Origin of the sequence: Paenibacillus prosopidis (assembly GCF_003337375.1) — a bacterium.
In the GTDB taxonomy this organism is placed as follows: domain Bacteria; phylum Bacillota; class Bacilli; order Paenibacillales; family Paenibacillaceae; genus Pristimantibacillus; species Pristimantibacillus prosopidis.
Genome location: NZ_QPJD01000015.1, coordinates 121200 through 146851, shown reverse-complemented (window position 1 = coordinate 146851; position 25652 = coordinate 121200). Strand labels below are relative to the sequence as shown.

Here is a 25652-nt window from a genome sequence, read left to right as displayed (position 1 = left end):
CGTTTGCGGTCAAGGGCATTGCTTCTTTATGGTTCGTCCTGTACCTCGGGAACCGCCACGTTGTAGTCGTCTTCGCCGGGATAGTCGCGTTTTATTACTTCATGGAGTGTTCGGTTTTCGTAGCCGAAAGAGTTGGCCGACCGCTGATCGATTCTCCACGGCTTGCTCTTGCCAAGAGATTCCACCTGCAGGTCAGAGCCGTAAGGGCCTTCCAGGAACTCCTCCGCAGTAAGATCGTTGCGTTGCGATTCCACTGTCGAAACATCTGTATACGGCCCGTGATTCTCATGAATAAACCGATCCATCAGCAACTCCTCCTGAAATGGTAATGTAATACCATTTCAGTGTACCCCGATTAATCGGTAAAATGCACGGTTCCAACTACAAAATACAAAAACTGGACTAGCTCGGCTGCTTCTTCCTCCGTCAGCCTATACGTATATTCGAGATATCCTTCTTCCTCAAGATCGTCGGGACCGATAATTGCCGTTTTTCCGGATTGCAGATCAGTGACCAGCTTTTTTCCATAAAAGCGGCTTGTTGAAGTAACAGCCAGATCAAAACGCTTCAAGCTAGGTCCGATAAAGGTAACGAATCGTGTAGAAGTTTGTTCAGTAGTATCAGACATAAAATCAAAATCAGGCAACAGCATGTGTATAGCCTCCACTTCATTGGTTATAAACATTATACAACAATAAAATGCTTGTAATAAAGAAATCATTATGATAGCATGAAAGCAATCGAATCATTGAACGTGAGGAAGCACCTCATCCGCCTAGGCGGATGAGGTGCTTTTTTTGTTGTTTGGCATCTTGGCCCCTATCGGACTGTTGCCTTGCCGTTCAATATATTCGCGACTATTACTTGAATTAGAGGAGTGAGGCAAACATGCAAATCGTTTTTTTGAACACGTTTGAGAAGCCGGGGGCGGGGCACCATGTCGCGAGTGCGCAGCTGTCCATTTGCGAGCGGCAAGGTGTATGGGCAGTACTATGGATGGAGGGGGAGGAGTCGGACGGTAATCCGCAAACCTGGTTTGAAGGTACATCGTGGGAAGAGATGATTATGGCTTTCCGGCACGGGATAGCCAGGATGATGGGCGAAGGGTATGCCCCGATTATTGATGGCATGCTGGACGATCGGCGCACAGCTGATGGAAGCTTCTTGTCTATGCTGCAATGCTACGGAGAACTTCATGCAAATCCGGAATTGTTCCAGTCACTGCGTGAGTGGCGCCGTGCAAAAGCGGTTGAAGAGAAGAAATCGGCCTATCTAATAGCAACAAATCGGATGCTGTGGATGATTAGCGCGTTCGTTCCGAAGAGTGCAGATGAGCTAACGCAAATACCAGGCTGGGGCAGCGGGAAGCATGCTTCCTACGGTCAAGAGGTTCTCGCAATTACAGGAGAAGCAGCTAGAGTAACTGAATTTCCGCTGCAATGGGTAACGGAACAGCTTGATACGGCTGCTTACACGCAATGGTTATTCAAGCAAAAGGAGAACAGATATAAAAACCAGATGAATCGCCAGCAGGCTAAGAAGAAAATATTAATGACCGTGCAGCAAGGCGGCACACTAGATCAGCTGGAGGCTGAACTGGAAATATCTCGGCGCGAGCTAATGGATCGTATTGAGCAGCTTGATCAGGAGGGTTACGATTTCGATTCGCTCATTACCCGGGAGCTGATCGAGGTGTCTGAAGACGAGCAGCAGCTTGTTTTGGATGCTCTTTCCTTGATCGGAGACAAATATTTGAAGCCGGTACTGCAGCAGGTGTACGGTTCGTCGGAGGCGTCTCAGCTTAACAAGCCGGTCGATGTTTTATATGAGCGCTTGCGCTTGATTCGGCTGCGCTTTCGCAGAAGCCATACGAATAAGGCGGTTTAGCTTATTATAAAAAAAGCACCCGAAAGGGTGCTTGATTATTATTGCGATATCTGGCCATAGGTTTTGAATACGGCCAGAATGCCGACTTCCTGCCATGTTACGGTGCCATCCGTTACTGTTGCTCCCGATGTTGCCGGCCAGGATGGGGCGGTTCCGCCTGTCGTACCCGCCACAATTACTTCGTATACGCGACCGGCCGAATTAATTTGGTCTCCCTTTACCTTTGCGGTGGCCGGTGCCCAACTGATTTTATTAGCTATTCCGGAGGTTATACAAATCCACCCTAAATATCCGCCAGCAGCAGGTAAAGCATTGCCATAAGTTTGGTTACGGAACCATCTTCCTGAAGAGGGTGATGTCAGGCCTTCTTCTTTAGGGTCATAGTCGATGAAAATGCCTGCTTCTTCAACTGGGGGATTGATGTTAGTGAACACGGTTCTAGCCGAGGATATTAATTTGACTGCATTCTTATTAGTTGTATTGTAATACGCCAATGATAATCGTCCGACTCCCGTATAAACAATCTCTGTATCTTTCAGGAATAAACTGTTCGTGCCAGCTATGCCGAATGCGTTTGTCAGAAGATAGAAGAAGCTGCTGTTTGAAATTTCAATGCGGCACCGGTCTGCTTCAATCCAGCCATACCCCGTATTAAACTCAGTCTGAAAGATATAGGTATTCGTCGTGACGAATAATTCGCAGTCTGAGAGCTTCGTTATTGGCGATTCTCCCGGCGTATTTATATTCCCAATCTTTACGACCGAATCTGATAATTTACATTGTTGGAAGATGGTGGTCCGCTGCTTGGTGGCGAAAATATGATTATTAAGCAGACATTTCCTGAAACGACAGTCGGTAAAGGTTACCTTTTCCGCAGCTGTTTTCTGATTTCTTGTTTCAATCCGCAAATTCATATTGGTCATGACGGTATTAATGATCTCATATACCCTAAAATAGATATCTCTTTGAACGGACTTTCCTTCAAACGTACAGCCTTCCACACGGTTAACCATGATAGTTGGAACCCCTGCGTACATATCCGTCCAGATGAAATGATTATCTCGGCAGAAGAATTTGTCATCGTTAGGCATGGAGAATATACCGGGATCGATAATTGTATTTCGGTGGAAGTAAACATCATAGCCTTCACCGGTTGAGCCTGTGTTGTTTGTAAAGGCGATGGTATTATTCTCAATGTTGACGTGAGCGTGTTGCAGATGTGCCGTCATTAAGCCGATTCCCGTCTGGCATCGGTACAAATAGTTTTCTTTGATGTTTGCTGCTTGCAGAGAGTATAAATTAATGCCAATCCCGCCTAAATTATAAAAATGGTTATTATGAATTTCGATGGTATAGCACCCAGCCAGAATTCCGTGATACAGATTATAAAAAAGGTTATTCCGAATGATGCAGTTATCTCCGTAGGAATCCTCTTGGTTAATCCCATAGCGGGTTGGGTCAGTAAAGAGCGGCTTCCTGTCCATCACGCCGGTACCGTCATGCAGGATACAGTTCTGGATAGTGTTGTAGTTTCCACCAAGTGTAATGCCGCCGCGGTGAATGTTATAAACCTCGCAATATTCCACAACATTGTGGTGCGGAGTCAGCCCGAATTTGAGTGTTATTTGCATGTTTTTAGTTGTGTTCGTTTCATTGTTGAACAAAAATCTGAACTTTTTGGCACCGGGAGGAATGGAAATCGGCGTATAAATTTTTTTGTACTCATAACGTCCAAGATAGGTGTTATCTGCCGTATAATAAAATACGTCAACTTCTTTTGTATTGATCGCGGTTTGACGGGTAAATCCAGCACCGCCAATCAAGAAACTGTCATACTCTGTCGTTGGTATATTAAGCATCTGCGTAACAAGCGTTTTGCTTGTAGCTGGTATAAGAGTGCCTGTCTTCCTGTCGATGTCGTTGACCGTTAGACCCAGTCCAAACTCAGCGTACTCATAAAAGGAAGTGCTGTCAAAGGAAATTGCGTCACCCATATAGCTGCTTACTTCACAATTCCGTACCGAACTAAAGGAGGTGCCTTTAATGACCTGAATGCCATAGGTCCATTCAATCGACGCTTCTCCAGCCGTTTTGAAGCTGCGATCTTCCTTACAACCTATTAGAACAAGATTTTTAATGTGTGAATTGGTTACGCCCTGGAGCTTAATGCTGACACCATCATTGGTGTTTGAAAATTTACCGGGAAAGTTGTAAAAATCCGATATCCCTGTTCTTGTATCAAAAGGAGACTGGCGATCCGAATCATAGATCACCTTGAGCGTCGAACCATTGAAGTCGACTGTGATGTTGCTGTGAGTAATCATAATCGTTCGCGGATAGCAGATAGGGTAAGTTCCTTTTGATAAAATAATATGGCTATACCCGTTCTCAGCCGCCCATTGGATGGCATTATTGAACCCTTGAATATTGGCATCCGCCCGAATGTAATCTTCTGTTTTATAAGGTTTCGCAGGTATGCCGGTGGTAATGCCCCATCTGGCATTTTCGATCATATAGGTTATTCCGGGCATTACGCTGCCGGTGCCGGATGGACCTGCAGGACCCGCTGGCCCTTGCGGTCCGGTTTCTCCTTGCGGACCTGCCGGACCCTGCGGACCTACAGGCCCTGTCAGACCTTGTGGGCCAACGGGACCTGGAGGACCTTCAAACCCTGGAGGCAACGCAGATGGTTTTAGTTTCTCTGTTGTAGAATCATAAATATTTCCGAGCAATGTTTGGATATAAGAATCGTCATACACTTGAATTTCGCTGCCATTTACAATGATGTTACCGTTTTTGACTTCTGTCATTTGTCACCCCTCATATCTTCAAATTGGACATGCAATAATCTATGAATAATTCTCCTGAAACGTCACTGCTATTGACCAATTAGATTACATAATTTGCTAAAAAAAAAGCACCCTTTTGGGTGCGGCCTGCAAGAAATACCAATTTTATATAAATTCTAGTAGTATTCACCTATTAACTTAGAGACGGAGCCTCTGTAAGACCAGGCTGATCCGGCCATATTGTATCTGCATAGCGGATTGCAGCACCGGAGTCGCAAGCGAGTCCGGTCTCATAGGAACGATTGCCGATTAATGCGATGGCCTCATCGCGAAACGCCCGAACTTGAGTACGATCCTCTTTGGTTGGTTGTGGTCCCTCGTGTGCCCGTAACCAAACGAGAACGGCTTGCATGACCTGGACCGCATCGTTCATGGCTTGCTCCCATAACGACCATGCGCTGTCTCGGTGAAGGACGTTGCGGTCTACAGGATCGATCCAGGGCTGTTCCGATAGATTCAAAATATCGTACTGAAACGGTTCCCGCTTATAAACGAATGGTTCAATTTGCCCTAAGGTCAGCCTCCGTCGAATGCCGGTCGGGTCGTGGAATAGTCGCTGCGCAGCTGTAAAATCACGGTTAGCCTGATTCCAATCCTCGCGGCGAATAAGAGGCGAAAGCTCCGGATAGTAGTTAGCCGTAATAGACACGAAAGCATCGACGATCGGTTCGGGAAAGGCCCCTTTCGTATCAATATATCTCCAAACGGCGGTTTTCCACGTTTCTACTCCCCATAGTTTACGGGCTATAAGCGTGTCCATCATAATTTCAAACCGCTGATGATCCCATTTACGGAAGCCGGATTTGCTAAATACGTACGGATGCATGTTCCGGTCAAGTACATGATGCAGGACAAAGCCTAGAGCATAAAGGATGGACAGATCGGGACGAGTTGGCAAGGATCGACCCCCAATGACGGAATCCAGCATTTCGATAATGACAGGACCGCAATGCCGGTTGTGCATCTCGGTCCCCATGCGATTCAATGCCAAGCTTTGCTGCCATGGGAAAAATCGATGATAAAATAAAAAATCCGGCCCTTGACACCCCATATTAAACATATTTTTTTGTTCATTAGTTCCGAGAAGTGCCGCTTCTCCAAGCTTTTCCAATACAAGCTGTCCGAAAATGAAATGAGCCCAAACGTTAGGCATTGAAGGGCCTCCTCTATTAATATACAAAATTCTACAGTTTTTATTACGCTAAAATAGTACTTTCGGTTCATATACTTCTTTTATAGTATACTTGGCCTAGTTAATTAAGTATAATAGTAACAAATATGACAAATCGCGAATTTTGTCGAAAAGGAGCGTAACCTTTTTATGAAGGCAGAATATATTAATCCGTTTCTTGAATCCGCAAAAATTGTGATTGAGCAAGTTGTTCAAATTCGTCCTGCGACTGGAGAACTTGGTCTCAAGGATATCAAGTTTGTCGAGAACTATATTTGGATTCAAATTGGTCTTAATGGACAAATGAACGGTGACATTGTATTCGGACTTAGTGAACAGGTTGCTATGAAAATGGTTTCTGCGATGATGGGCGGATACGTCATTTCTGAAATCGACGAAATCGTTCGGAGCGCAATTTCTGAGCTTGGCAACATGATAAGCGGAAATGCCAGCACAATGCTGTTTAACCAAGGCGTACGGGTGGATATTACGCCGCCGAAAGTTATTCAATCCGCGCAATCAGCTGGTTTTACTGCACAAAAGGCGCTGACGATACCGCTGATTATGGATGGAATTGGGGAACTGGATATCCAAGTTTTAATCGCATCTTAGCACAGAATCGGCTCCTTAGGGAGCTTTTTTTGCGTCTGCAGCACGAAATCAAGTAAACTTGTAGATGGGTGATGTTGGATGTTAAAAGGTAAAATTGTATTCATTTCCGGCGCTTCGAGCGGAATCGGTGCTTTGACGGCTGTCAGGCTGTCTGAGCTGGGTGCGATCCCCGTGCTGACCGGCCGCAATATCGCTAAGCTAAAGGAAATTGCAGCATCATTAAAGGGCAGCTGCATGTTCTATCAAATGGATGTTACGAATAATGAGCAGGTCATACAAACTGTGGATGCCGTCATTAAAAAATACGGAAAAATAGATATTTTGCTAAACAACGCGGGATTTGGCAAATTCGAGTATTTTATCGATGAAGCTGTGGAAAGCTTTGAGGAAATGATGGATACAAACTATATGGGCACCGTACGCTGTACGAAAGCCGTTCTGCCTCATATGTTGAAGCAGGGCAGCGGACATATTGTCAATATTGCTTCTATGGCAGGGAAAATCGGTTCTGCGAAATCAACCGGCTATACGGCTACCAAGCATGCCGTTCTTGGCTTTACCAATTCGCTTCGAATGGAGCTTCGCGGACAAGGGATTCAAGTATCTGCTGTTAATCCCGGACCCATCGATACGCCATTTTTCTCGCTTGCTGATCCTTCCGGCTCTTACGTGAAAAATGTCAGTTGGTTTATGATGAAGCCGGAATATGTCGTTAAATCGATTATTCGTTTATTGGAAAGCAGGAAGGCCGAGGTCGACCTTCCTAAGACAGCTTCTATAGGCATTAAGCTTTATCAGTTGTTTCCGCGGACAGCCGATCGGTTGTTTGGCGGTTTGTTTAATCGAAAATAATGGTTTTTACAAGAGAGGATTAAAGAATGAGTATATATACATGGAATGAGATTGGCGTAAATGAATTGCTTGCCGATAAGCTGGCAGCGAACGGAATAACTCAGCCGACGGATGTCCAGGCGGAGACGATTCCGATCCTCCTTGCAGGCAGCGATGTTTCGGCAAGATCGCAGACAGGCACGGGCAAGACACTTGCTTATTTATTGCCGCTCCTGCAAAAGCTGAATTCCTCCTCGAATGCTGTGCAGGCTGTTATTTTAGCACCGACCCAGGAGCTTGCCATGCAAATCGTTCGCGTCGCGGAAATATACGGAGAGCCTCTCAATATACGGGTGCAGCAGTTAATCGGGGGAGCGGCCTTAAAACGTCAGGTGGAGAAGCTAAAGCTGCATCCACAGCTTGTCATCGGTACCCCGGGACGAATTCATGAGCTGCTGAAGCTGCGTAAGTTGAAGCTGAAGGATGTTTCGAATGTCGTTATTGATGAGGCGGATCAAGTGTTTCAGCTGGGTTCGACGAAAGAAGTGGAAACCATTTTGTTTGGAATGGGGCATGATCGGCAAATTGCATTCTTCTCCGCTACCTATCCCGATCAAATGGCCCGCTTCGAAGGACGTTGGATGAAAAATCCGGTTCGCATCCAAATAACCCCGGAGCATCGGGTTTCTGAAACGGTTGACAATTATTTTATCGTGAGTGATAAGCGTGATAAGACAGATACGGCAAGACGCCTGGTTCGATTGCTGAATCCGACGTCGGCTCTGCTGTTCTTAAATGATACAGATAACATTTCGAACTGGGAATCCAAGCTTAGCTATGAAGGCTTTACCGTTGAAGCGTTGTATGGCGATGCCGATAAGCAGCGACGCGCAGCTACGCTGGCGCGGTTCCGTGAAGGACGCTGCCAGCTGCTGCTCGCAACGGATGTAGCAGCCCGCGGCTTAGACATTGAAGGATTGCCGCTTGTTATTCAGCTTGATCCTGCCGTGGACGCTGATCACTATGTGCATAGAGCGGGACGGACAGGGCGGATGGGGCGTCCAGGGACGGTCGTATCCATCGTGACGCCGCAAGAGCTTTTCATCATGGAGAAATTCCGTAAGCAGCTTGGCATTGAACTAACGGAACGGACGATGTTCAGAGGCAAGCTGCTGACGGAGGAGGAGCTGCGGGAAGCGACACGTTCGTTTGCGCGGCAAGAGACGAGGAGTGTAGAGCGGCGGTCCGAAGTACTCCGCGACCGCGGCGAAGCCGATGTACCCGAGAAGCGGCCCTTCAACGGGAATGATCGTCAATTTGTTAAAGCGACAAAGCCGCTCAAGGAGCTGACGGCTTCGCAGGCTGCAAAGCCGGTACAGCCTGGGGGAGCAGGACTTTCTTCACCGCAAGGAAATACAAAACAAAAGCCGGCGCCTTCGAAGGCAGCGGCAAAAGTCGAACGGAAGCGGGAAGGTAAAAACAAAGGCGCTCCGAAATGGTTGAAAGCGAAGCGCGAAGCGGAAAAAGAACAATAAAATAAAATTTTTGGAAGCCACCCTCTTAAATCGAACAACCTTTTCCGAAACCTATGGGCGAAGGAAAAACGCGGTAAATACCGCAATCGAAAACATAGGAGAGTGGCTTTCTTGACGAAACAAACGATGTGGAAAAAGACAGCAATGACCTCGCTAGCGCTGCTAATGCTTGCAGGCGGAGCAACGTCGGCATTTGCAGACGGCAAAGGCAGTGAGTATGACAACGATCGGGACGACAAGGGACGTCATGAGAACAATCGCAACGATGACAACGATGACGATGATGATGATAAATATACTATTACATGGCAATTCGAGGATGAGGAAGATTTAAAGTGGGCGACGGAATACATCATGCGTCTTGCTTCGAAAGGCGTATTCACCGGCTATAACGATGGGACGTTTAAACCAAATCAAAAAATTTCCCGCATTGAAACGCTTGTCGCGGCTGTCAGATTGATGGGTCTTCGCGCTCAGGCTGAATCGGCAGCGGAATTAAGTACAGACCTCCAATTCAAAGATGCAAACAAGATTGAGAAAAAATATCCTTGGGCTGTCGGTTACGTAGCCGTAGCATTGGAAAATGATCTGTTCTCTGAAACGGAAACAGAGGTGAAGCCGGAGGCGAACGCCACAAGACTTTGGTCGACGATCCTACTAATTAAAGCGCTTAAACTGGAAGATGAGGCGAAAGCACTTAATAATACGAAGCTTGACTTTAAGGATGCGAAAGAAATTCCGGCCGGCTCTGTCGGTTATGTAGCGCTTGCCCTTCAGAAAGGGATTATTACCGGATATGAAGACAAGAATGGCAAAACATTCCGTCCAAACCAACCTGTAAGCCGCGCTGAGCTTGCCGCACTTCTAGACCGTACCGATACAGAAATGCCGGATCAGGATGCTCAAGCGATCACAGGCAAGCTGAAGGCTGCAGCAGCAAACGGTAGCATTACAGTTGTGAAACCGGATAATACGGAATTGGCGTTGGCGCTTGATGCGAATGTATTTATCTTCCGCGACGATAAGAAAGCTGCGGTAAGCGAGCTTCGCTCTGGCGATGAAGTGCTTGTACGCACTTACCAAAATAAAGTTGTATTCATCGAAGTAACGAAATCAGCTCCTGTTGTCCAATCCTTCACAGAGCTTGGTGTGGTCAATACATTGACATACAATGCGGAAGGTAAGCTGTCGACGGTTTCAATCACACGGATTGAAAATTCGCAAACGGTCGTTCTTATTTATAACATTGACGCTAACGTTTCAATTACCGGCGACGTTTCACTTCTGAAGCCTGGTCAAGCTGTACAGGTGAAGGGCGAAAACGGAACGGTCAAATCAATCGAAATTAAATAAAGCATATAATGAAAGGCATTTCCTATAATGGGAGATGCCTTTTTTTTGATATTAGCCGTTTTATTCGGTATGCTGGTTAATAGTTCATTCTAAATCGTAATAATGAAGGTGATGTCATGGATGCCATTTTACAAGTAAGTCATTTAACAGGCGGCTACAGCCCGCGAAGGCCTGTGCTGCACGACATCTCATTTGAGGTGAAGGCGGGCGAAATGGTCGGGTTGATCGGTCTAAATGGCGCCGGCAAAAGCACGACGATTAAGCATATACTCGGATTAATGAAGCCGCAGACCGGAGAAGTAAAGGTCGATGGCGTTACGCTCGAGGAGCAGACGGAGAAGTACCGCGCAGCCTTTGCTTATGTCCCGGAGACGCCGGTGCTGTTTGACGAGTTGACAGTGGAGGAGCATTTACGCTTAACAGGAATGGCATACAGCGTCCAGAATAGTCAATATGAAGGAAGAGAGGACGAACTGCTGCAGCAGTTTCAAATGCTGCCGAAGCGCAAAGCTTTCGCTTCGCATCTGTCTAAAGGGATGCGCCAAAAGGTGATGATTATGAATGCGCTGCTAGCAGAACCGCCGCTGTACATTATTGATGAGCCGTTTCTCGGGCTTGACCCGCTTGGTATCCGTTCCTTGCTCGAGCGGCTTGTAGAGGTGAAGCGAAAGGGTGCAGCCATTCTAATGAGCTCGCACATACTCTCAACGGTTGAAGCGTATTGTGATCGGTTTATCGTGATGCATCACGGTCATATCATAGCGCAAGGCACGCTTGACGACGTCCGGCAAGCAGCAGGCCTTAGCATGCGAAGCGGATCATTGGAGGATGCCTTCTATAAGCTCGTAACCGGAGGCAATGACTAATGCGAGCAAACCAAACGCTTGATGCGATATGGAGCCGCCGCTCACGAGCCTTCCGTGAGGAAACGCTGCCATACTTTCGATATATGGGGCAAAGCGGCTTTCCTGCTTTTATGTCACTTATTTTGATTTCCTCTGCTATTGGATACTTATCATTGATTCGTCAATTGCCTGCGGATTTTCCTATTGCGGCTACAGGCGTATTTTCTCTCATGCTCGTACTGTGCTGGAGCCCTCTGCGAACTTGGCTGGGAGCGGGTGACACCGTATTTTTAATGCCGCGGGAAGCGGAAATGGACAGCTATTTGCGGCGTTCGTTGCGGTATACGTCAGTTGGATCCACACTTTTAGCTGCTATTGTACTACTTCTCTATATACCGATTTATAGTCAAGGCCCGGCAATAAACAGTGGCTGGATACTCGCGGCCGTTGCTGCAGCGCTGAAAGCCGGAAATGTATGGGGGGCATGGAGAGAACGGCAAATGACATGGTCCGGCATGAGACGCCTTATGCGGCTGCTGCGCTGGGTGACAACAGCGCTTGTGCTGGCCGTGTGGCTCACCTGCGCCGCCATGCAAGCGGCAGCTTTTACCATACTGGTAGGCTTATTATTTCTTTTAATTCACCGGTTTCCAAGCAGGCATCGTCTACCCTGGGAGCGGTTAATCGAGGAAGAAGCGAGGACGCGCAAACGCTATTACGTTTTTTTTGGATTGTTCATTGATGTACCAACTCTTCCGTCCCGAATTGCGAAGCGGCCGTATTTGACATGGCTGCTCCGTGCTGTGCCGTATTCCAATCGAAATACATTTGTATATCTTTATACGGCTTCACTGCTGAGAACGGAAATTGGCGGAATTCTCATCCGGTTGCTCCTGCTCGGCTGTCTCATTACCTATTGGTTGGCCGATGCGGTTTCCCTTTCCGGCTGGGGAAGCTTTCTCGTATTCGGCATTTTCATGGGGGTGCTTGCTGTGCAACTGGGCGGCCTGCGCCATGTTCACCGTTATTCGGTATGGAAGCATGTGTACCCGTTGCCGGATAAACAGCGCGTTGACCAATATTTGAAGGTTGATCGTGTCGCTATGCTAATATGCGCAGCGCTTCTGTGGCTGTTTATGGCGCTGCCGCTGGCATTGTCGGCGGTTTATACCCCAACAATCGCAGCTGCAGCCGGGGCAATCTTTTATGTCGCCGTTCGGCCTTCGCGTCTACGGAAAAAGATGCTTGCTGATGCCGATGAGGAATAAACAAGCTCGAAATAAAAGAAACCCCCTGAGTGATGTATTCTCTCGCGAGAGATATACATCACTCAGGGGGTTTTTTACTTGTTTACTGATTCAGTTCATTGACTGCTTTGAAGATCGTATCGAACAGCTCCTCGAGATTCTCTTCCTCGATGCAGGAGAACGCAACGCGCAGATCGGTTTTACCTAGTGCAATCGTTCCGATACCGTATTGGTTCAGCAAATGAACACGTACCGCCTCAGCGGAGACATCGCTCAGCTTAAGGCACATAAAGTAGCCAGAATTAAACGGATAGTAGCCCCAGACGTCGCCGTAGCGGCCGCTGTCGAGCAGCGCCTTCACGCGATTGGCGCGTCGCTTCATAATGTCGTACTTCTCTGCTTTCTGTGCTTCAAAATCAGGAGATGTCAAAGCCCGCAATACGAATGTTTGCGAAGGATGCGGACCGCTTGATATCGTAGCGCGAATAATACCGAGCGTTTTTTGTTCCAGAGCGGTTAACGCAGCTGCCGATGACGAAGCATACGTAATGAAGCCTACGCGGAAGCCCCATACATATTCTTCCTTCGTCGCGCCGTCTACCTTCACGGCAAGGACGCGCGGATGAAGGTCAGCAAGCTTGGCAAACAGCGATTCGTGCAGCGAGTCTTCGAAAAACAGTCCAAAGTATGCGTCGTCAGTTACCGCAACGACATTTATTCCTGCTTCGGCTGCATCGCGTATCGCTGCTATAATTTCTTCGCCTTCCTGCGGTCCAGGCGTATAGCCGGTAGGATTATTCGGGAAGTTGAGAACGACGATCGCTTTTCCCTTGTCCTTCTGAGCAAGCAATGCTTCGCGCAGGCCGGCGCTGTTGAAGCGCATTTGGTCATTATACAGCGGGTATTCCACGATTTCGGCACCGCGGCGGACGCCGAAGGTCAATTCGTAGTTTTCCCAGTTTTTATTAGGAATAACGACGGCATCACCGGCATCGGCGAAAAGATCGGCTACGATGCTGAGACCGTGCGTCAACGCATTCGTAACGACAGGATTGCCGAATGGTTTTGTTTCAAGCGAAGGGTTTTCCTTGATCATTTTGGAACGCCATGCCGCACGCAGCTCCGGCTTGCCGCCGGGCGGCGCATATTCATATATATCTTTCGGATTGTATGCAGAAAGCGTCTCTTGAATGACCTTGAGATGCATCGGCTGTCCGCCTTCTGTTGCAATTCCAATAGTAGCATTAAATTTAGTTGCTTTTGTTTTCGCTTCGGCGGACTGACTGAGTATGCCCTCCTTCGGGAAATAAATCGCTTTGCCTAAGGTTGACAACATGGCGTAGACGTTCGGGCTTTCCGTTTGTAACGTCTCGTTTAACTGCTGAGCAAGTGGGTTCATGGACTTCATTCCATCCTTCCGAAATCATTCATTTGAAATTAATATAGCCGTTTCAGCTTGTCGGGTGCTATTATAACATTTTTTTAAAGGTGCAAACCATTCTCAAATCAAATTTTTTCGTAATTTAAGGGCGGCTTGCGCAAAAGTTTGCCGCTGTTGTACGATGAGTCATATATTTCACCGCGAAACGTAAGCTGCGCCTCCAAAGGACGGCGAAGCCGTTTACGCTTGACACGGGAGGTTGCCATATGCTGCACATTGCGCCTGAGTCGCTCGTCCTGCTGCCGGCATTTGCCAAAATCGTTTGTGAGCCGGGTTGGAGATGGGCTCGACGTGAGAAGCCGATGGCTAATTATGATTTATTTTATGTATGGAGCGGCGAAGGGGAAGTTGAAGTTAACGGTACTCACTATGAGGTTGGCAAGGGCAGCTGCTTTCTGTTTCGTCCAGGAGATTACACGAGCGCAACCCATCATCCGCAGCGTCCGCTCGTATTGACCTACATACACTTTGCCGTTAATGAGTCCATCGATGCCGTGCCTAACCGCTATAGGATGCTTAATGATACAGTTGACTTCGAATATATGCTGTCGCGATATGTCCGTTTGTTTCTCGTTCAGACCTATGCCGCGCAAGAGGAAGCGCAGCTCATATTAAAGCAGCTAATGATTCATTTGCTGCGCGAGGACAATCAGCTGCCGGTCGAGAAGAAGGCGAGCAATCAGTTGACGGAAGCCATTCACGAGGTAGCTAACTTTATTCGGCAAAACCCGAGTATCGCGCATCGTGTGGAGGATTTGGCCGTGCGCGCGCAGCTGTCGCCACGTTATTTTTCAATGAAATTCAAAGAGCTGATCGGAATGTCCGTGCAAACCTATATGATTCGCACACGAATTGAACGGGCGCAGCATTTGCTCATGCATGCAGGCATGAACGTAACAGAGGTAGCGGATGCGCTTGGTTACCGCGACATCTTTTTCTTCAGCCGCCAATTTAAGCAATATACAGGACGAAGCCCTTCAGAAATAAGATAGCATACATAAATAACCCGATTCCCCAATAAATCGTAAGGGGATCGGGTTATTTCTTTAGCAAATGAAAGCTCGCGTCTTAATTGGTGCGAAGTAGGCCAAGCCGTTCTCCCACTCGTACCTTTAATCCCGGCAATACGTCTTCGCGGGGAGTAAACGTATCGTCTTCCATTAGAAGCACGACAGTAGAACCGAATTCGAAGTAGGCCAGTTCCTCACCCTTAGCCATCTCGCCCTTGAGCGGCTGCACGTATTGAATGCTGCTCACATTCAGCGCACCGACCTTAACGACTGCGGTTTCACCGCTCTCGTGCCGCATGTATGTAATAAGCCGCTCGTTGCGGCTCAGCACTCTGCGCATATGACGCAAGCCAAAGTCGTTGACCGGATAAACCTTGCCTGCAACGTGCTCCCGCTCGACAACGCGGCCGCTAACCGGCGAGTGTATACGGTGATAATCGGTTGGACTTAAATAGAGGACGATATAAAACCCGTTCATGTAGCTGGCTGTTCGCGGGGACCGGTTAAGCAGCTCATCAATGGTATAGTCTTGTCCCTTTACGTTTACAAGCGTACCGGCATGGATAGGTCCAGCTCCGGTGATGAGCGCATCGACCGGACTCACAAGCGAGTCGGCACCTTCATGCACCGTCCGTAGTCCTGGCTTTAGCTTCCGTGTAAAAAACTCATTTAACGTTTTATATTGAGAGAGGGGCTTCTCTGCTTCCTCTATCTTGATGCCGTATGTCGTTGCGAAACGGGAAATAAAAGGGCGGCTGGCGGCCGATTGCGCGAATTTTCCGGTTATCCTGGAGATCCATTTACGCGAACTTAATTCTGTCATGGAACGAAGCAGCCATCTCGTCATACGTATACCGTCACGTCCTTCCTAAAGGGGCAATTTGTGATTTCACCCACCACACAGTGTGACATATCCGGTTCTAATTATCAATATGGTGGAGCTTGCGGTCCTTTCAACTATTCCAGTATGATAAGGACATACTTGGAAGGGGGATTCAACCATGAGCGAGCTTAAGCTCCCTACGCCGGAAGCTATTATATTTGATATGGACGGAACATTGTTTGAAACCGATACGCTGCTTATCCCTGTACATCATCGCGTGTTCGAGACACTGCGTGAAGAGAAGCTATATGAACAGGAAACTCCTCCAGTGGAACGGCTGCTTAGCTGCCTTGGCATGCTGCTTGAGGATATTTGGCGGCAAGTAATGCCAGGCAGCACAGAAGCGGCTCGTAAGCGTGCAGATGAGCTGCTGCTTCAATACGAGCTGGAGGGACTGGCTGCGGGTGAAGGGGAGCTGTACCCTTATGTGGAGCAAACGCTGAGGCATCTGAAGGAAAGCGGTATTAAGCTGTTTGTCGCAAGCAACGGACTTGAGGAATATGTGAAGGGTGTTGCTCGTTATAAAGGGATTGCTGAACTGTTCGACGGGTTATACAGCGCCGGAGAATATGCTACCGCAAGCAAGGTTGATTTAGTCGCAAGATTGCTTCAGGATCACAACATACATACGGCTTGGATGGTAGGCGACCGTTCATCCGATGTGGAAGCGGGAAAAGCGAACGGACTACTAACAATCGGCTGCGCCTATGCGCGCTACGGAAGAGCGGCGGAGCTGGATGGTGCAGATGTGCTCTTATCCGATTTCCATGAGCTGATCATTCTGCTGGAGCAGTAAAAAAAGGGCTACCGAACAAGCAGCACATGGCTTGATCGGCAGCCCTTTGTGTTACGCCAAGCTGTTTTATCATCGCTTGTACGATAGGTGGCCTACGTTATGCACCACCAGCATTGCCAGCATCTCCAGCTTTAATCATTTTAGCTAAATAAGCACCATAATGAAAAATTTGCTCGAGTGATTTTTTGCGAATATGCGGCTCATCGAATTTCATGGGCTTAGAATTAGCTTCAAAAAACCACATGTTGCCGTCACTGTCTATCCCCAGGTCCATCGACATTTCGCCTAGAAGCTGTCCGGATGCCCGCTCGATCTGCTTCGCAATGAGCAGAGCCGTGTTTTTTGCTTTTATTAATAGCTTACGTGCTTGCTCCTCATTAAATGAATTGACAAGCAGCTTCTCGGGATCTTCGATCATACCGCCGCGCGGCACATGAGTCGTAATGCTGGCGGCGCCTGCTATCCGTGCGCCAATACCCGTTATATCCCATTTGCCGCGCTTGTTTTTTTGTACGAGCGCCCTTAAGTCGAATTGCCTGTCGTTGAAGGAGGCGAGATTGATGCCCTGCTGGGCAATGTAAGCTTCGCCTCCGCTTTGTTTTTGAATGTGGCTCCACAGCTTGTTAATCGAAGAGCAGTTATAAGTTGCACTCTTCTTATCCTCTTGTATTTTTAACCGGTACGGCAATTGCTTCTCGGTATGCACATTGATGGTCATAATGCCTTTGCCGGCCTTACCGCTTTCGGGCTTTAAATAGAGGTAGGAATGCTTGCGCATCATCCGTCCGAGACCGTTTACCGTCATCAGCTTTCGCGTTGAAGGTATATACGGTTTGGTCGTTTTGGATAGGCGCAGCCATTCGAATAAATCCCATTTGTTGAAGAAGGAAGGATTAAACAGCTTAACGCGTGAATGATTTTGGCAAGCGGCTATCTTTTGTTGGGCAATGGGCAAAATTTCATCTTCCCGCTGCGGAATCCGGTTGTAAATAATATCGGGAAAAGGAAGGAGACGCTGCTGCCAACTGTCGTCATCTTCATTGTATACGAAGCCTATCAGGCTGTTCCTCGTGAACAGCAAGTCTTTTACCGTTAGCACATAGACGATGAATCCCATCGATTGACCGGTTTTGATCAAATCTATAAAGTTGCTGCGATTACCCCGGAAGAGATTGATCTCATCGTCCATGGTCAAAATAGCGAGTACCGTTCGGTCAGCGCGCAGCTCCTTGAAGTTCAATTCTTCCGGAAGTAAACTGTTCATCAGCTATTACCTCCTTGGAAGTTGCTAAGGTACATGCAATGCTCAATAATGTAAGAAACTGAAGCACGACCCTCCGAGCGAAGCGCTGGATGCTTATAGATCGATCGGCCCGGTTTGGCGTTCGCTTCAAACATCCATACTTCACCGTCTTTATCAATTCCGATATCAAGGCCGAGCTCTCCAAGCCGGTGCGGATAGTTTCGCTCAATGGCTTCGGAAATCTTAACAGCGGCTTCCTTCGCTTTATCCAGAACAGCCTCTGCTTGATCGCCAAACGTCCTGCTCAGCGCCTGCTCCGGTGTCATCAGCTGACCGCCGTTTTTCACATGCGTCGTTACACTTCCCCGGCCTGCTTTCTTCGCGCCGATGCCGGCGGGCACCCATTCGTTTTTGCCGTTCTTATGCATATGGAACCGGAAATCAAGCGGACAGCTGTCGATCTCGACTAACCGGATACCCTGCTGGATAACATAGTGATTCAAGTTGCTTCCATGCTTAGCCTGCAGCATCCTCATTAAGCTCTGGAAGTTCGTGAACCGCAACAGCACGTTTTGACCGCCTTTGCGGTAGCGCGCGAAATAGCCGCGTTTCGGATGATAGGTAAGCCGGTAAATTCCGGCTCCCAGGCTGCCAGCTGTTGGTTTGAGATATAGAAACTGGTGCTTCTCCAGCAGTTCTTTTATGTTGTCTGCGTTAGGACCGGAAACGGACTCCGGCAAATGGCTTAAAGCTTCAGGATCGTTGTCGAGCAGCTTATACACATCGGCTTTGTTGAAGAAGCTCCAGTTGAAAAATGGGATTTTATGGCGTACGAAACGCTCCCGGAGCGCATTAATCGATCCGGAAGTTTCCGCCTGACGGTTCGGTAAACGGTTATAGACAACGTCAGGCAGCGGTATAATTTTGCGGTACCATCCGCCTTGCGGATTTAGGAAATAGCCGTTAATCGTTTCTTGGTGCCAGTTGATATCATGAGGAGTAAAGCCGAATAAGTAACCTTTATGCTCACCCGAACGGATAATTTGCTTAATAAATTCGGTTCGGCCGCCAAAAGGATTGCTTTCGGAGCGGATGCCGCTATCGCTTAATATACCGACGAGCGGTCCAAGCTTAACCTCGTTATTACCAGTATTAAGCACGTATACGCTCCCGGATTTCGGCACCTTGATTGACTGGCGCACGCCTGCTGACAAATACAAATGGTTGCCAGGTCGTTTCAACTGCTTGATCTCTGTTGTAATAACTTCATTGCCCAGTTTAAGTTGAACGGACTTTTTGCCGGATAGCTTCAGCTGCTTCAACAACGGGCTGGACAAATATACGATTTTATCGGGTTGCTGTGAGAAATGGACGTTACAAGTTGTCAAACTCATCGATGAACCTCCTGAACGTTGAAAGGCCGTTTTTGACTGTTCATACTCGAATTACTGAAACGGCCGTTTGCGGATACGTTAGCTACAAAGGACGGATGAAGGCGCCTTGACAGAAAGCGGGCGTACAAGAGAGGCCGTACAATCGATTGCCGCTCAGCCTCCTGGTCGCTTATTATTCGAAAGGAATTACGCCCGGGCTTTGAATTCGCTTCTATTAGCCAGAGTCTGCCGTCCGGCTCTATCCCGTAATCGAATCCAAGCTCGGCAAATCTGCCGAATCTGCTTTCAAGCCTTTCTGCTGTTTGCTTGCTTATTGTATGGATCTCTTCTAGTAAACGTTCGGCTTTGTGCGTCCCAAATTTATCAGAAAGCAGTCCGCTAGCCGGGCGAGCGTCGCCTCCGCCATGCAGATTGGACGTAACGGAGCCGATTTGCCCGCAGCGAACCGCGACTCCGGAGAGCGACCATCTACCCTTACCGTTTTTCTGCAGCAAAGCTCTTACGTCAAAGGGTTTGTCATCCTCGCCGCATAGCTCTAAATAAGGTTGTATCAAATAGGTCGTGCGGTTTATGAAGCGGATCAGCCATTGCTTCATCGCGTTGTTGTCGGTGAATGTTTTGGAGAAAGGCCGGTTTTGGAGGGTTCTACCGTTCACTTGGGTTGACTGATCGAGCGGGCTTCTCTTCACATGTACTATTCCTTTACCCTGCATTCCGGCCGCCGGCTTCAAAATGACACCAGCATTATATCGTTCTTCCAGCTGTTCCAGTTGCTCTGCTGAATAGTAACGTATCGTTTCCGGCAAATATTTTGCCAGCATACTGTTATCCTTGAGTGCTTCATACACGTCGAGCTTAGTCGGAAGAATGCCGTTCAGCATTACATACGGCTTACGCAGCGCTATTGCATTCAGCATGCTGCGACAGCTTATCCGCTGCTCCGGACGCGTGTAAAAACAGCGGTCGTAAATGATATCCGGCAATGGAACTATTTGACGCACCCAGCGATTTTGCTCCAGCCTATAGGCTTGCAGCAGCCCGGATTGCGATTGATAGCCTTCCGCTTCGAATACATATACATCGATGCCAAGCTGAACGGCGGTCAAGCTAAGCGCACGGTAAAAAGAGGGTTCCGGAATTACCGGTTCCGTCTCAGTACCTTCGGCGGAACGGCCAATCGAAGCGACGATGATACCGAGGATGATCGTTCCAATTTGCATAAGCGCCTCCGTTAAAATCCCGACAAAAATCGGGAGTATTGAATCATCATACGGACGGATGGACGTATTTTATTATCATTTAGAGGTGTGTTATCGTTTTTGGACGGCTTTGAATTCACTTCCAGAAGCCAAACGCGGCCGCTGGTGTCGAGCGCTAAGTCGATGCCCAGCTCTCCAAAATGTGCTGGAATTTGCGTGTCGAGGCTGCGGGCGATATTAAGCGCCGCTTGCTGCAATCGATGCGTTGCATCCTGCCTGCTAATTCCGGACAGATTTGATTTGGCAACGGCCTCTCCTACAGTGCTGAGAGTTCCCCCGCGTGCCAGGTTGGATACGAAAAGATCGTTGCCCGCCGTACGGGCGACAATCGAGGTGACCGTCCATTTGCCGCTTGCGTCTTTTTGAACGAGCGCGCGAAAGTCGACTGGCCGTTTCTGAATTTCAATAAGCTGCAGGCCTTGTTGTATTTGGTAACGACTGGTTTTCATTTTCTCAGATATGGTTGAATAGAACTTTACTAAGCTAGTGAACTGCTGCTTGCGTGTACCTGCTGCAGTCGTGTACATCGCTTGGTAGTTGTCCGTGCCCAGACGTGTGATACGAATGATGCCTTTACCCAAACTGCCGCGAACAGGCTTAAGAAATACGTTGCTGTAGCGCGAGCACATTGACTTCAGCATGATGTAGTTGCGGAGCAAATGCGACTCAGGCAAATAGCGGGCTATAGAATCGTCTTTTTTCAGCGCGTCAAAAACTTCGGCCTTATCCAGAAACTTTTCATTGAAAACGCTCGTCTGATGCTGCAGTTTTACTTCTTTCATAAAATGTTGTACGCTGGGTTTGCTCTCCAATTTTCGGGATGACAACCGGTTATTGACGACGTCAGGCACGGGCATTACGGCCTTTTGCCATCCATCTGAATATATCCAGCCTTCAATTGAATCAGGGCTGCTGCCGATTTGATTCGGCGTGAAAAAATAAACATAAACGCCTTGCGCCGTACAGGCCTCGACTAGCTCATTGCAAAACATAGTAATGGAGCCGAATGGTTTATCCGGAATATGCGGATAATCGCGGGTAACGAGTATGCCGATTAAAGGTCCGAGTACGAGTGTGGATGTCCCGGCTTTGTATTGCAGTCTGATCGACGCTCCGTTCACTATTCCCATCTGCCCTGCTAAGCCTTGGCTGATCCGCAGCCCGTCGTACTTTGCGACAGGAATGACTTTCACATTCTTACGAAAGGCACCGAATTTTAATTGGAGGTGTTGGCCTTGCGGGATTTTCCATTGCTTTACATATGTTTCGCCAAGAATGAGCGTATCATCCGGAAGCATGCCGGAGCTGATCACCTGTACGGCTACTTTCGATTTGAGCATCATAAATCTCCTTTCAAGCAGGAGGATGACGATATGGGGTAAGCGGCCTGAAGGTGTTTTACACGAATTACTTCATCATATGAGGACATCTATCTCTTTGTGCTTCAAAATCAGAAGCGATGCATGTGTTGTTTTCATTAGATTTTCCATTTATGACTTGGCTCCGGTTGTACTAAAGCGTTATGATTGAACTTATAAAACAAAAGATAAACAAAGAATGGGAGAGTGTTTAATGAATATATATGACAAAGCTTACGAATTAGCCAAAGCCTTGAAGGAAAGCGATGAGGCGATGCAGCTTAAGGCTGCGAAGCAGGCTGCGGAAGCTGACCCGGATGCGAAACGGATGCTGGATGATTTTCGTGAACGGCAAAACTTTCTGCAGCAAAAGATGATGGCAGGAGAAGAGCCGTCCGCTGAAGATATGGATAAAATGAACAAGCTGTATGAAGTCATTACGCTCAATCCGCTAATTGGACGACTGCTCGAAGCCGAGCGCCGCTTTGCGGTCGTATTCGAGGATATTAACCGTATTATGTCGGATGTGCTGAAGGCTATTGTTGACTAGAGTCATATACTAGGGACTTCTTTCATAGAATGGTCATGCGGACAAGAAGGCTGCCGCTTACGACCTTGTGGAGGAGTTGAAGGCAATGGTTTCAGGAAAAGGCCGTCATTTATTGTATTTGCTTATTGCGCTTGCGATGCTCATATATGCGTTGCCGCGTCTTGAGCTTAATGCGCCATGGGATTGGACGAGTGTGTTTGGGCTTGTCTGGGTAGGCTTTGCGCTGGTCGTCATCACGGCACATGTTAATGCGCTGCTGCTCATGGATGACGAGAAGCGCAAGGAGATGGAGCGTATAAAGAGGGCTAAGGCGCTGCTATGGGAGCGCAGGCTGCTTCAGAAAGCAGTCGTTTCTAAGAGAGTCCGGGGATAGATTGCGGGCAGTCTTAGATAGAAACTGGACCATGATGACAAAGAAGATCCGCTGGGATATACCAGCCGGATCTTCTTTTTTTAAAAATATAAAGCATTTATATATTTCACACTTATAAATAAGCTTATATTTCACCGCGAAACAAGCTTTTGCCGCCAAGGACGGCGACAGCCGTTTACACTTGATAGCATTAATTGATTTCCTTAAATTGAACAAGCTGCTTCACAAATTTGTATACGGCTTCCTGCTCCTTCAAGCTTAAGCCGTTTAATTGATGGGCAATTTTATTGGCATACCCATTTTCATCATTATCATCATTGTGGTCAGCTTCATGAGCAATAGAAATTACGTTTACGATTTGCTCAATCGGCGTTTGAAGCGCCAGCGCGATTTTGCTGAGCACGTCAATCGTCGGATTTTTTTCCCCGCGTTCAACTTGTCCCATATACGAGGCGTTTATATCGGCCCTAAATGCCAGCTGTTCTTGGCTTAGCCCTCTTTTTTTGCGAAGCAGACGAATGTTTTCTCCGATTAGTCCTGCAATCTCACTCATAATGTCACCTCAGCCTAACGATAGAGCTTTCCTTGTCTATCAACAACATTCTATAGAGCATATTGAAAATAGCGACTATAGTCATTGACTAATAGGTGGGTTCTTTACTATAATTGTGTAAAAAAGTATCATTCTAATCGTATCATTGCCTTTATAGGGTGAATTTACCAATTTTATAGAAAGTAATAGCATTAATAAATTGCGATTATGTGGATGCGAGGAGGCTGGCAGAGTGGTTGACGAATTCGAGTTTTTTAGAAAAGTCCGCGCATATTATTGCAATGTTCCCTTCCTTGTCCGATTCACTTATCGATTGTCACATCGTATTGACAAAGCCGCAACGGCTCGCGGTTCCTTCAGCTGCCGCGTCAATCCGCATACCCAAATCGTGGAATACGTGCTCGAGCTCCAATCTGATCCTATTTCAAGACCATACAGCGAACACAACTCTTTTTTGTTTTCCAGCGCCTATGAAGAAATTCCACCCCAAACGATTGAAATCAATCATTTTCCTATTCAAGCATTGCGCTATCCCCTACCGATCGAATATGATTGGCAGTCTTTTATTATGTCCGGTGCGGAAGACGCGATTAATGTGCAGACGATTCAGCAGCTGTTCAAAAAATGGAGGCTGAAGGGCGCGGGCGGCGAATTGGTCGACGGGAAGCTAAAGATAGAGCAGGTGCTTCTTCAATGGCATCTTTAATTATTAGATAGAGAACGGGAATGAACATGACTTGCTCCCCGCTTTCTCCTATAATAGGAAGAAGACGATTGTTTATTGGACGGAGGAATAGCAATGGATCCAATCGGACCGGGGAACGAGACCAGAACGAAGCATGAACAAATTTTACATTATATACAGAGCCTGAAGATTGGGACGAAAATTTCGGTGCGGGCAATTGCCAAAGCGCTTGGCGTTAGCGAAGGCACCGCATACAAAGCGTTCAAGGAAGCGGAAAGCTCCGGAATAGTAAGCACGAAGGAGCGTATCGGGACCGTGCGGATCGACCGGAAACGGCGGGAGGCGCTGGATCAGCTTACCTTCGGCGAGGTGGCGGAAATTGTTGAAGGCCGATTGTTCGGAGGTGCGGCAGGACTAGAGAAAACGCTGCATAAGTTCGTTATCGGTGCAATGGAGCTCGATGCGATGCTGCGGTATATTGACGAGGGCAGCCTGCTTATTGTCGGTAACCGTGTCGGTGCGCATCGTTGCGCGCTCGAGGAGGGGGCTGGCGTTCTGATTACGGGCGGCTTTGAGCCAAGCCCGGAAGTGATCAAACTAGCCGACGAACGGTCGCTGCCAATCTTGTCATCCCGCCATGATACCTTTACGGTCGCTTCGATGATTAACCGTGCGATGTACGACCGGCTTATTAAACGGAAAATTATGCTGATTGAGGATATCGTAACGTTCAGCCGCCCTGCTGACGTTCTGCAAAGTGGACATACCGTATCGAACTTTCACAAGCTTTCGCAAGAGACCGGCTATTCCCGTTTTCCTGTAGTTGATGAGAGAAGCAGGGTTGTCGGGATGATGACGGCTAAGGATGCTGTAGGCTCGCCTGAAGATACCGTCGTCGACAAGCTGATGACGCGGCAGCCGATCACGGCAGCACCTAACATTAGCGTTACTTCGGCAGCGCACACAATGGCAGCGGAGGGGATCGATTTGCTGCCGATTGTAGATAGGCACCGTAAGCTGCTAGGCGTCGTTACAAGACAGGAAGTGCTGGATGCGATGCGTTTTGCAGGCAAGCAGCCTGAATCGGGAGAAACCTTCGAGGACTTAATGTGGACGGGCTTTATGGCTTCAACAAGCGTAAACGGTCAAGATGAATTAGGCATTGCTTACAAAGGGTCGATTACGCCGCAAATGTCCGGAGCGCTCGGAATGGTCTCGGAGGGGCTGCTCGCCACATTAATGACGCAGGCAGCGCGGAGAATGATCCGGGAAACTGCGAAGCGTGATTATTTGCTTGAGAGCATGACCACTTATTTTGTTAGGCCGGTTCATATTGACAGTGAAATTTCGATCATACCGAGGGCGCTGGAAATGAGCCGCAAATTTACGAAGCTGGAAATCGAAGTTTTGGACCCGCAAGGATTGGCCGCCAAGGCGATGATGACGGCCCAAATGATTGATCCCTATTGATGGCCGTCTAGCTTTTCATGGTGCGATATAGGCTAAGGTTGCGGAGGCCAGCAAATAGATTGAACACCCCGAGCACCATGAACAAGGCGCCTATGACAATTCGGAGAGTGGACTCGGCTGATAGAAACAGCTGGACCAATGCGATAATCAGCAGCATGATGCCCATGCAAATATTCATTCTGGCAGCATATATGCCGCGCATCCTGGCATCGGCGGAACGGCGTGATTTGAAGCTGAAAATGACCGAGAACACAAGTGAAATTAGGATGCCTGGCGCTAACAGCCATTGTATAAGTTGATCCATTGT

At 47.9% G+C, this 25652-nt stretch carries 25 protein-coding genes; 13 read left to right on the top strand and 12 right to left on the bottom strand.

Annotated features, from left to right (window positions below):
- Positions 1-26 precede the first annotated feature (26 nt).
- Positions 27-305 (bottom strand): hypothetical protein, encoded by a 279-nt coding sequence (locus DFP97_RS22320; RefSeq protein ID WP_114382483.1) that lies wholly within the window; start codon positions 303-305, stop codon positions 27-29.
- Between the two features lie 50 nt (positions 306-355).
- Positions 356-652, bottom strand: a complete 297-nt coding sequence (locus DFP97_RS22315) for a DUF3055 domain-containing protein (RefSeq protein WP_181873626.1) — start codon at positions 650-652, stop codon at positions 356-358.
- Positions 653-888: 236 nt separating this feature from the next.
- Here DFP97_RS22315 and DFP97_RS22310 point away from each other — a divergent pair, with 236 nt between their 5' ends.
- Positions 889-1887: an HRDC domain-containing protein gene (locus tag DFP97_RS22310; RefSeq protein ID WP_114382481.1), complete on the top strand. Its 999-nt coding sequence runs from the start codon at positions 889-891 to the stop codon at positions 1885-1887.
- 38 nt (positions 1888-1925) lie between these two features.
- Here the strand turns inward: DFP97_RS22310 and DFP97_RS31970 are convergent, their stop codons facing one another.
- Together DFP97_RS31970 and DFP97_RS22300 are read right to left on the bottom strand one after the other, a co-directional pair.
- A complete protein-coding gene (locus DFP97_RS31970) occupies positions 1926-4697 on the bottom strand; it encodes a right-handed parallel beta-helix repeat-containing protein (RefSeq protein WP_114382480.1) in 2772 nt (923 codons plus the stop codon).
- 172 nt (positions 4698-4869) lie between these two features.
- Positions 4870-5889 (bottom strand): zinc dependent phospholipase C family protein, encoded by a 1020-nt coding sequence (locus tag DFP97_RS22300; RefSeq protein ID WP_114382478.1) that lies wholly within the window; start codon positions 5887-5889, stop codon positions 4870-4872.
- A gap of 168 nt (positions 5890-6057) precedes the next feature.
- On the opposite strand from DFP97_RS22300, the gene DFP97_RS22295 reads away from it, so the two are divergent.
- From DFP97_RS22295 to DFP97_RS22270, 6 genes are all read left to right on the top strand, one after another.
- Positions 6058-6519 carry a chemotaxis protein CheX gene (locus DFP97_RS22295; protein WP_114382476.1) on the top strand — a complete coding sequence of 154 codons (462 nt, stop codon included), beginning with the start codon at positions 6058-6060 and terminating at the stop codon, positions 6517-6519.
- Between the two features lie 78 nt (positions 6520-6597).
- Positions 6598-7371, top strand: coding sequence for an SDR family NAD(P)-dependent oxidoreductase (locus DFP97_RS22290; RefSeq protein ID WP_114382474.1), 774 nt, complete (start codon positions 6598-6600; stop codon positions 7369-7371).
- A gap of 26 nt (positions 7372-7397) precedes the next feature.
- Entirely contained in the window at positions 7398-8885 is a 1488-nt protein-coding gene (locus tag DFP97_RS22285; protein WP_114382472.1) for a DEAD/DEAH box helicase, read from the top strand.
- A 111-nt stretch (positions 8886-8996) separates the two neighbouring features.
- The gene (locus DFP97_RS22280) at positions 8997-10238 is read left to right on the top strand and encodes an S-layer homology domain-containing protein (protein ID WP_245976530.1); all 1242 of its coding nucleotides are present in this window, start codon (positions 8997-8999) and stop codon (positions 10236-10238) included.
- Between the two features lie 116 nt (positions 10239-10354).
- Positions 10355-11104, top strand: a complete 750-nt coding sequence (locus DFP97_RS22275; protein WP_114382471.1) for an ABC transporter ATP-binding protein — start codon at positions 10355-10357, stop codon at positions 11102-11104.
- Positions 11104-12351 (top strand): ABC transporter permease, encoded by a 1248-nt coding sequence (locus DFP97_RS22270; protein ID WP_114382469.1) that lies wholly within the window; start codon positions 11104-11106, stop codon positions 12349-12351. The genes DFP97_RS22275 and DFP97_RS22270 overlap by 1 nt, the downstream gene beginning before the upstream one ends.
- 82 nt (positions 12352-12433) lie before the next feature.
- On the opposite strand, the gene DFP97_RS22265 is transcribed toward DFP97_RS22270, so the two are convergent.
- Positions 12434-13729 (bottom strand): aminotransferase class I/II-fold pyridoxal phosphate-dependent enzyme, encoded by a 1296-nt coding sequence (locus tag DFP97_RS22265; RefSeq protein WP_114382467.1) that lies wholly within the window; start codon positions 13727-13729, stop codon positions 12434-12436.
- A gap of 248 nt (positions 13730-13977) precedes the next feature.
- Here DFP97_RS22265 and DFP97_RS22260 point away from each other — a divergent pair, with 248 nt between their 5' ends.
- Positions 13978-14763, top strand: coding sequence for a helix-turn-helix domain-containing protein (locus DFP97_RS22260; protein WP_114382465.1), 786 nt, complete (start codon positions 13978-13980; stop codon positions 14761-14763).
- A 76-nt stretch (positions 14764-14839) separates the two neighbouring features.
- Here DFP97_RS22260 and asd read toward each other — a convergent pair whose 3' ends face one another.
- The gene (gene asd, locus DFP97_RS22255; protein WP_114382464.1) at positions 14840-15628 is read right to left on the bottom strand and encodes an archaetidylserine decarboxylase; all 789 of its coding nucleotides are present in this window, start codon (positions 15626-15628) and stop codon (positions 14840-14842) included.
- A 154-nt stretch (positions 15629-15782) separates the two neighbouring features.
- On the opposite strand from asd, the gene DFP97_RS22250 reads away from it, so the two are divergent.
- Positions 15783-16460 (top strand): HAD family hydrolase, encoded by a 678-nt coding sequence (locus tag DFP97_RS22250; RefSeq protein ID WP_114382462.1) that lies wholly within the window; start codon positions 15783-15785, stop codon positions 16458-16460.
- Between the two features lie 97 nt (positions 16461-16557).
- On the opposite strand, the gene DFP97_RS22245 is transcribed toward DFP97_RS22250, so the two are convergent.
- From DFP97_RS22245 to DFP97_RS22230, 4 genes are read right to left on the bottom strand one after another with little or no spacing between them, the layout of a single operon-like run.
- Positions 16558-17724, bottom strand: a complete 1167-nt coding sequence (locus tag DFP97_RS22245) for a YheC/YheD family endospore coat-associated protein (protein WP_114382460.1) — start codon at positions 17722-17724, stop codon at positions 16558-16560.
- The gene (locus tag DFP97_RS22240) at positions 17724-19097 is read right to left on the bottom strand and encodes a YheC/YheD family endospore coat-associated protein (RefSeq protein WP_114382459.1); all 1374 of its coding nucleotides are present in this window, start codon (positions 19095-19097) and stop codon (positions 17724-17726) included. Before DFP97_RS22240 ends, DFP97_RS22245 begins: the two co-directional genes overlap by 1 nt.
- Complete coding sequence (locus tag DFP97_RS22235; protein ID WP_114382457.1) at positions 19094-20317, bottom strand: YheC/YheD family endospore coat-associated protein; 1224 nt, start codon at positions 20315-20317, stop codon at positions 19094-19096. The genes DFP97_RS22240 and DFP97_RS22235 overlap by 4 nt, the downstream gene beginning before the upstream one ends.
- An 11-nt stretch (positions 20318-20328) precedes the next feature.
- Positions 20329-21696 carry a YheC/YheD family endospore coat-associated protein gene (locus DFP97_RS22230; RefSeq protein ID WP_114382455.1) on the bottom strand — a complete coding sequence of 456 codons (1368 nt, stop codon included), beginning with the start codon at positions 21694-21696 and terminating at the stop codon, positions 20329-20331.
- Between the two features lie 232 nt (positions 21697-21928).
- Between DFP97_RS22230 and DFP97_RS22225 the strand changes: the two genes are divergently transcribed.
- Both DFP97_RS22225 and DFP97_RS22220 read left to right on the top strand, forming a co-directional pair.
- Positions 21929-22264, top strand: coding sequence for a YlbF/YmcA family competence regulator (locus DFP97_RS22225; protein WP_114382453.1), 336 nt, complete (start codon positions 21929-21931; stop codon positions 22262-22264).
- A gap of 85 nt (positions 22265-22349) precedes the next feature.
- The gene (locus DFP97_RS22220) at positions 22350-22637 is read left to right on the top strand and encodes a hypothetical protein (RefSeq protein WP_114382451.1); all 288 of its coding nucleotides are present in this window, start codon (positions 22350-22352) and stop codon (positions 22635-22637) included.
- A gap of 190 nt (positions 22638-22827) precedes the next feature.
- Here DFP97_RS22220 and DFP97_RS22215 read toward each other — a convergent pair whose 3' ends face one another.
- Positions 22828-23190 carry a helix-turn-helix domain-containing protein gene (locus tag DFP97_RS22215; protein WP_114382449.1) on the bottom strand — a complete coding sequence of 121 codons (363 nt, stop codon included), beginning with the start codon at positions 23188-23190 and terminating at the stop codon, positions 22828-22830.
- A gap of 232 nt (positions 23191-23422) precedes the next feature.
- Here DFP97_RS22215 and DFP97_RS22210 point away from each other — a divergent pair, with 232 nt between their 5' ends.
- Positions 23423-23896 carry a hypothetical protein gene (locus DFP97_RS22210; RefSeq protein ID WP_114382448.1) on the top strand — a complete coding sequence of 158 codons (474 nt, stop codon included), beginning with the start codon at positions 23423-23425 and terminating at the stop codon, positions 23894-23896.
- A gap of 93 nt (positions 23897-23989) precedes the next feature.
- Positions 23990-25345 carry a DRTGG domain-containing protein gene (locus DFP97_RS22205; protein ID WP_114382446.1) on the top strand — a complete coding sequence of 452 codons (1356 nt, stop codon included), beginning with the start codon at positions 23990-23992 and terminating at the stop codon, positions 25343-25345.
- 7 nt (positions 25346-25352) lie between these two features.
- Here the strand turns inward: DFP97_RS22205 and DFP97_RS22200 are convergent, their stop codons facing one another.
- On the bottom strand, positions 25353-25649 hold the full coding sequence (locus DFP97_RS22200; RefSeq protein WP_114382444.1) for a YtpI family protein: 297 nt from the start codon (positions 25647-25649) through the stop codon (positions 25353-25355).
- Between the last annotated feature and the right edge of the window lie 3 nt (positions 25650-25652).

Excerpts from the sequence above, each read along its gene's own strand:
- DFP97_RS31970 (WP_114382480.1), bottom strand. The coding sequence starts at position 4,697 with ATGACAGAAGTCAAAAACGGTAACATCATTGTAAATGGCAGCGAAATT.
- DFP97_RS22320 (WP_114382483.1), bottom strand. The coding sequence starts at position 305 with ATGGATCGGTTTATTCATGAGAATCACGGGCCGTATACAGATGTTTCG.
- DFP97_RS22205 (WP_114382446.1), top strand. The coding sequence starts at position 23,990 with ATGGATCCAATCGGACCGGGGAACGAGACCAGAACGAAGCATGAACAA.
- DFP97_RS22220 (WP_114382451.1), top strand. The coding sequence starts at position 22,350 with ATGGTTTCAGGAAAAGGCCGTCATTTATTGTATTTGCTTATTGCGCTT.
- DFP97_RS22315 (WP_181873626.1), bottom strand. The coding sequence starts at position 652 with ATGCTGTTGCCTGATTTTGATTTTATGTCTGATACTACTGAACAAACT.
- DFP97_RS22270 (WP_114382469.1), top strand. The coding sequence starts at position 11,104 with ATGCGAGCAAACCAAACGCTTGATGCGATATGGAGCCGCCGCTCACGA.
- DFP97_RS22245 (WP_114382460.1), bottom strand. The coding sequence starts at position 17,724 with ATGAACAGTTTACTTCCGGAAGAATTGAACTTCAAGGAGCTGCGCGCT.
- DFP97_RS22260 (WP_114382465.1), top strand. The coding sequence starts at position 13,978 with ATGCTGCACATTGCGCCTGAGTCGCTCGTCCTGCTGCCGGCATTTGCC.
- DFP97_RS22240 (WP_114382459.1), bottom strand. The coding sequence starts at position 19,097 with ATGAGTTTGACAACTTGTAACGTCCATTTCTCACAGCAACCCGATAAA.
- DFP97_RS22265 (WP_114382467.1), bottom strand. The coding sequence starts at position 13,729 with ATGAACCCACTTGCTCAGCAGTTAAACGAGACGTTACAAACGGAAAGC.
- DFP97_RS22295 (WP_114382476.1), top strand. The coding sequence starts at position 6,058 with ATGAAGGCAGAATATATTAATCCGTTTCTTGAATCCGCAAAAATTGTG.
- DFP97_RS22230 (WP_114382455.1), bottom strand. The coding sequence starts at position 21,696 with ATGCTCAAATCGAAAGTAGCCGTACAGGTGATCAGCTCCGGCATGCTT.
- DFP97_RS22310 (WP_114382481.1), top strand. The coding sequence starts at position 889 with ATGCAAATCGTTTTTTTGAACACGTTTGAGAAGCCGGGGGCGGGGCAC.
- DFP97_RS22200 (WP_114382444.1), bottom strand. The coding sequence starts at position 25,649 with ATGGATCAACTTATACAATGGCTGTTAGCGCCAGGCATCCTAATTTCA.
- DFP97_RS22290 (WP_114382474.1), top strand. The coding sequence starts at position 6,598 with ATGTTAAAAGGTAAAATTGTATTCATTTCCGGCGCTTCGAGCGGAATC.
- DFP97_RS22285 (WP_114382472.1), top strand. The coding sequence starts at position 7,398 with ATGAGTATATATACATGGAATGAGATTGGCGTAAATGAATTGCTTGCC.
- asd (WP_114382464.1), bottom strand. The coding sequence starts at position 15,628 with ATGACGAGATGGCTGCTTCGTTCCATGACAGAATTAAGTTCGCGTAAA.
- DFP97_RS22235 (WP_114382457.1), bottom strand. The coding sequence starts at position 20,317 with ATGCAAATTGGAACGATCATCCTCGGTATCATCGTCGCTTCGATTGGC.
- DFP97_RS22275 (WP_114382471.1), top strand. The coding sequence starts at position 10,355 with ATGGATGCCATTTTACAAGTAAGTCATTTAACAGGCGGCTACAGCCCG.
- DFP97_RS22225 (WP_114382453.1), top strand. The coding sequence starts at position 21,929 with ATGAATATATATGACAAAGCTTACGAATTAGCCAAAGCCTTGAAGGAA.
- DFP97_RS22300 (WP_114382478.1), bottom strand. The coding sequence starts at position 5,889 with ATGCCTAACGTTTGGGCTCATTTCATTTTCGGACAGCTTGTATTGGAA.
- DFP97_RS22250 (WP_114382462.1), top strand. The coding sequence starts at position 15,783 with ATGAGCGAGCTTAAGCTCCCTACGCCGGAAGCTATTATATTTGATATG.
- DFP97_RS22215 (WP_114382449.1), bottom strand. The coding sequence starts at position 23,190 with ATGAGTGAGATTGCAGGACTAATCGGAGAAAACATTCGTCTGCTTCGC.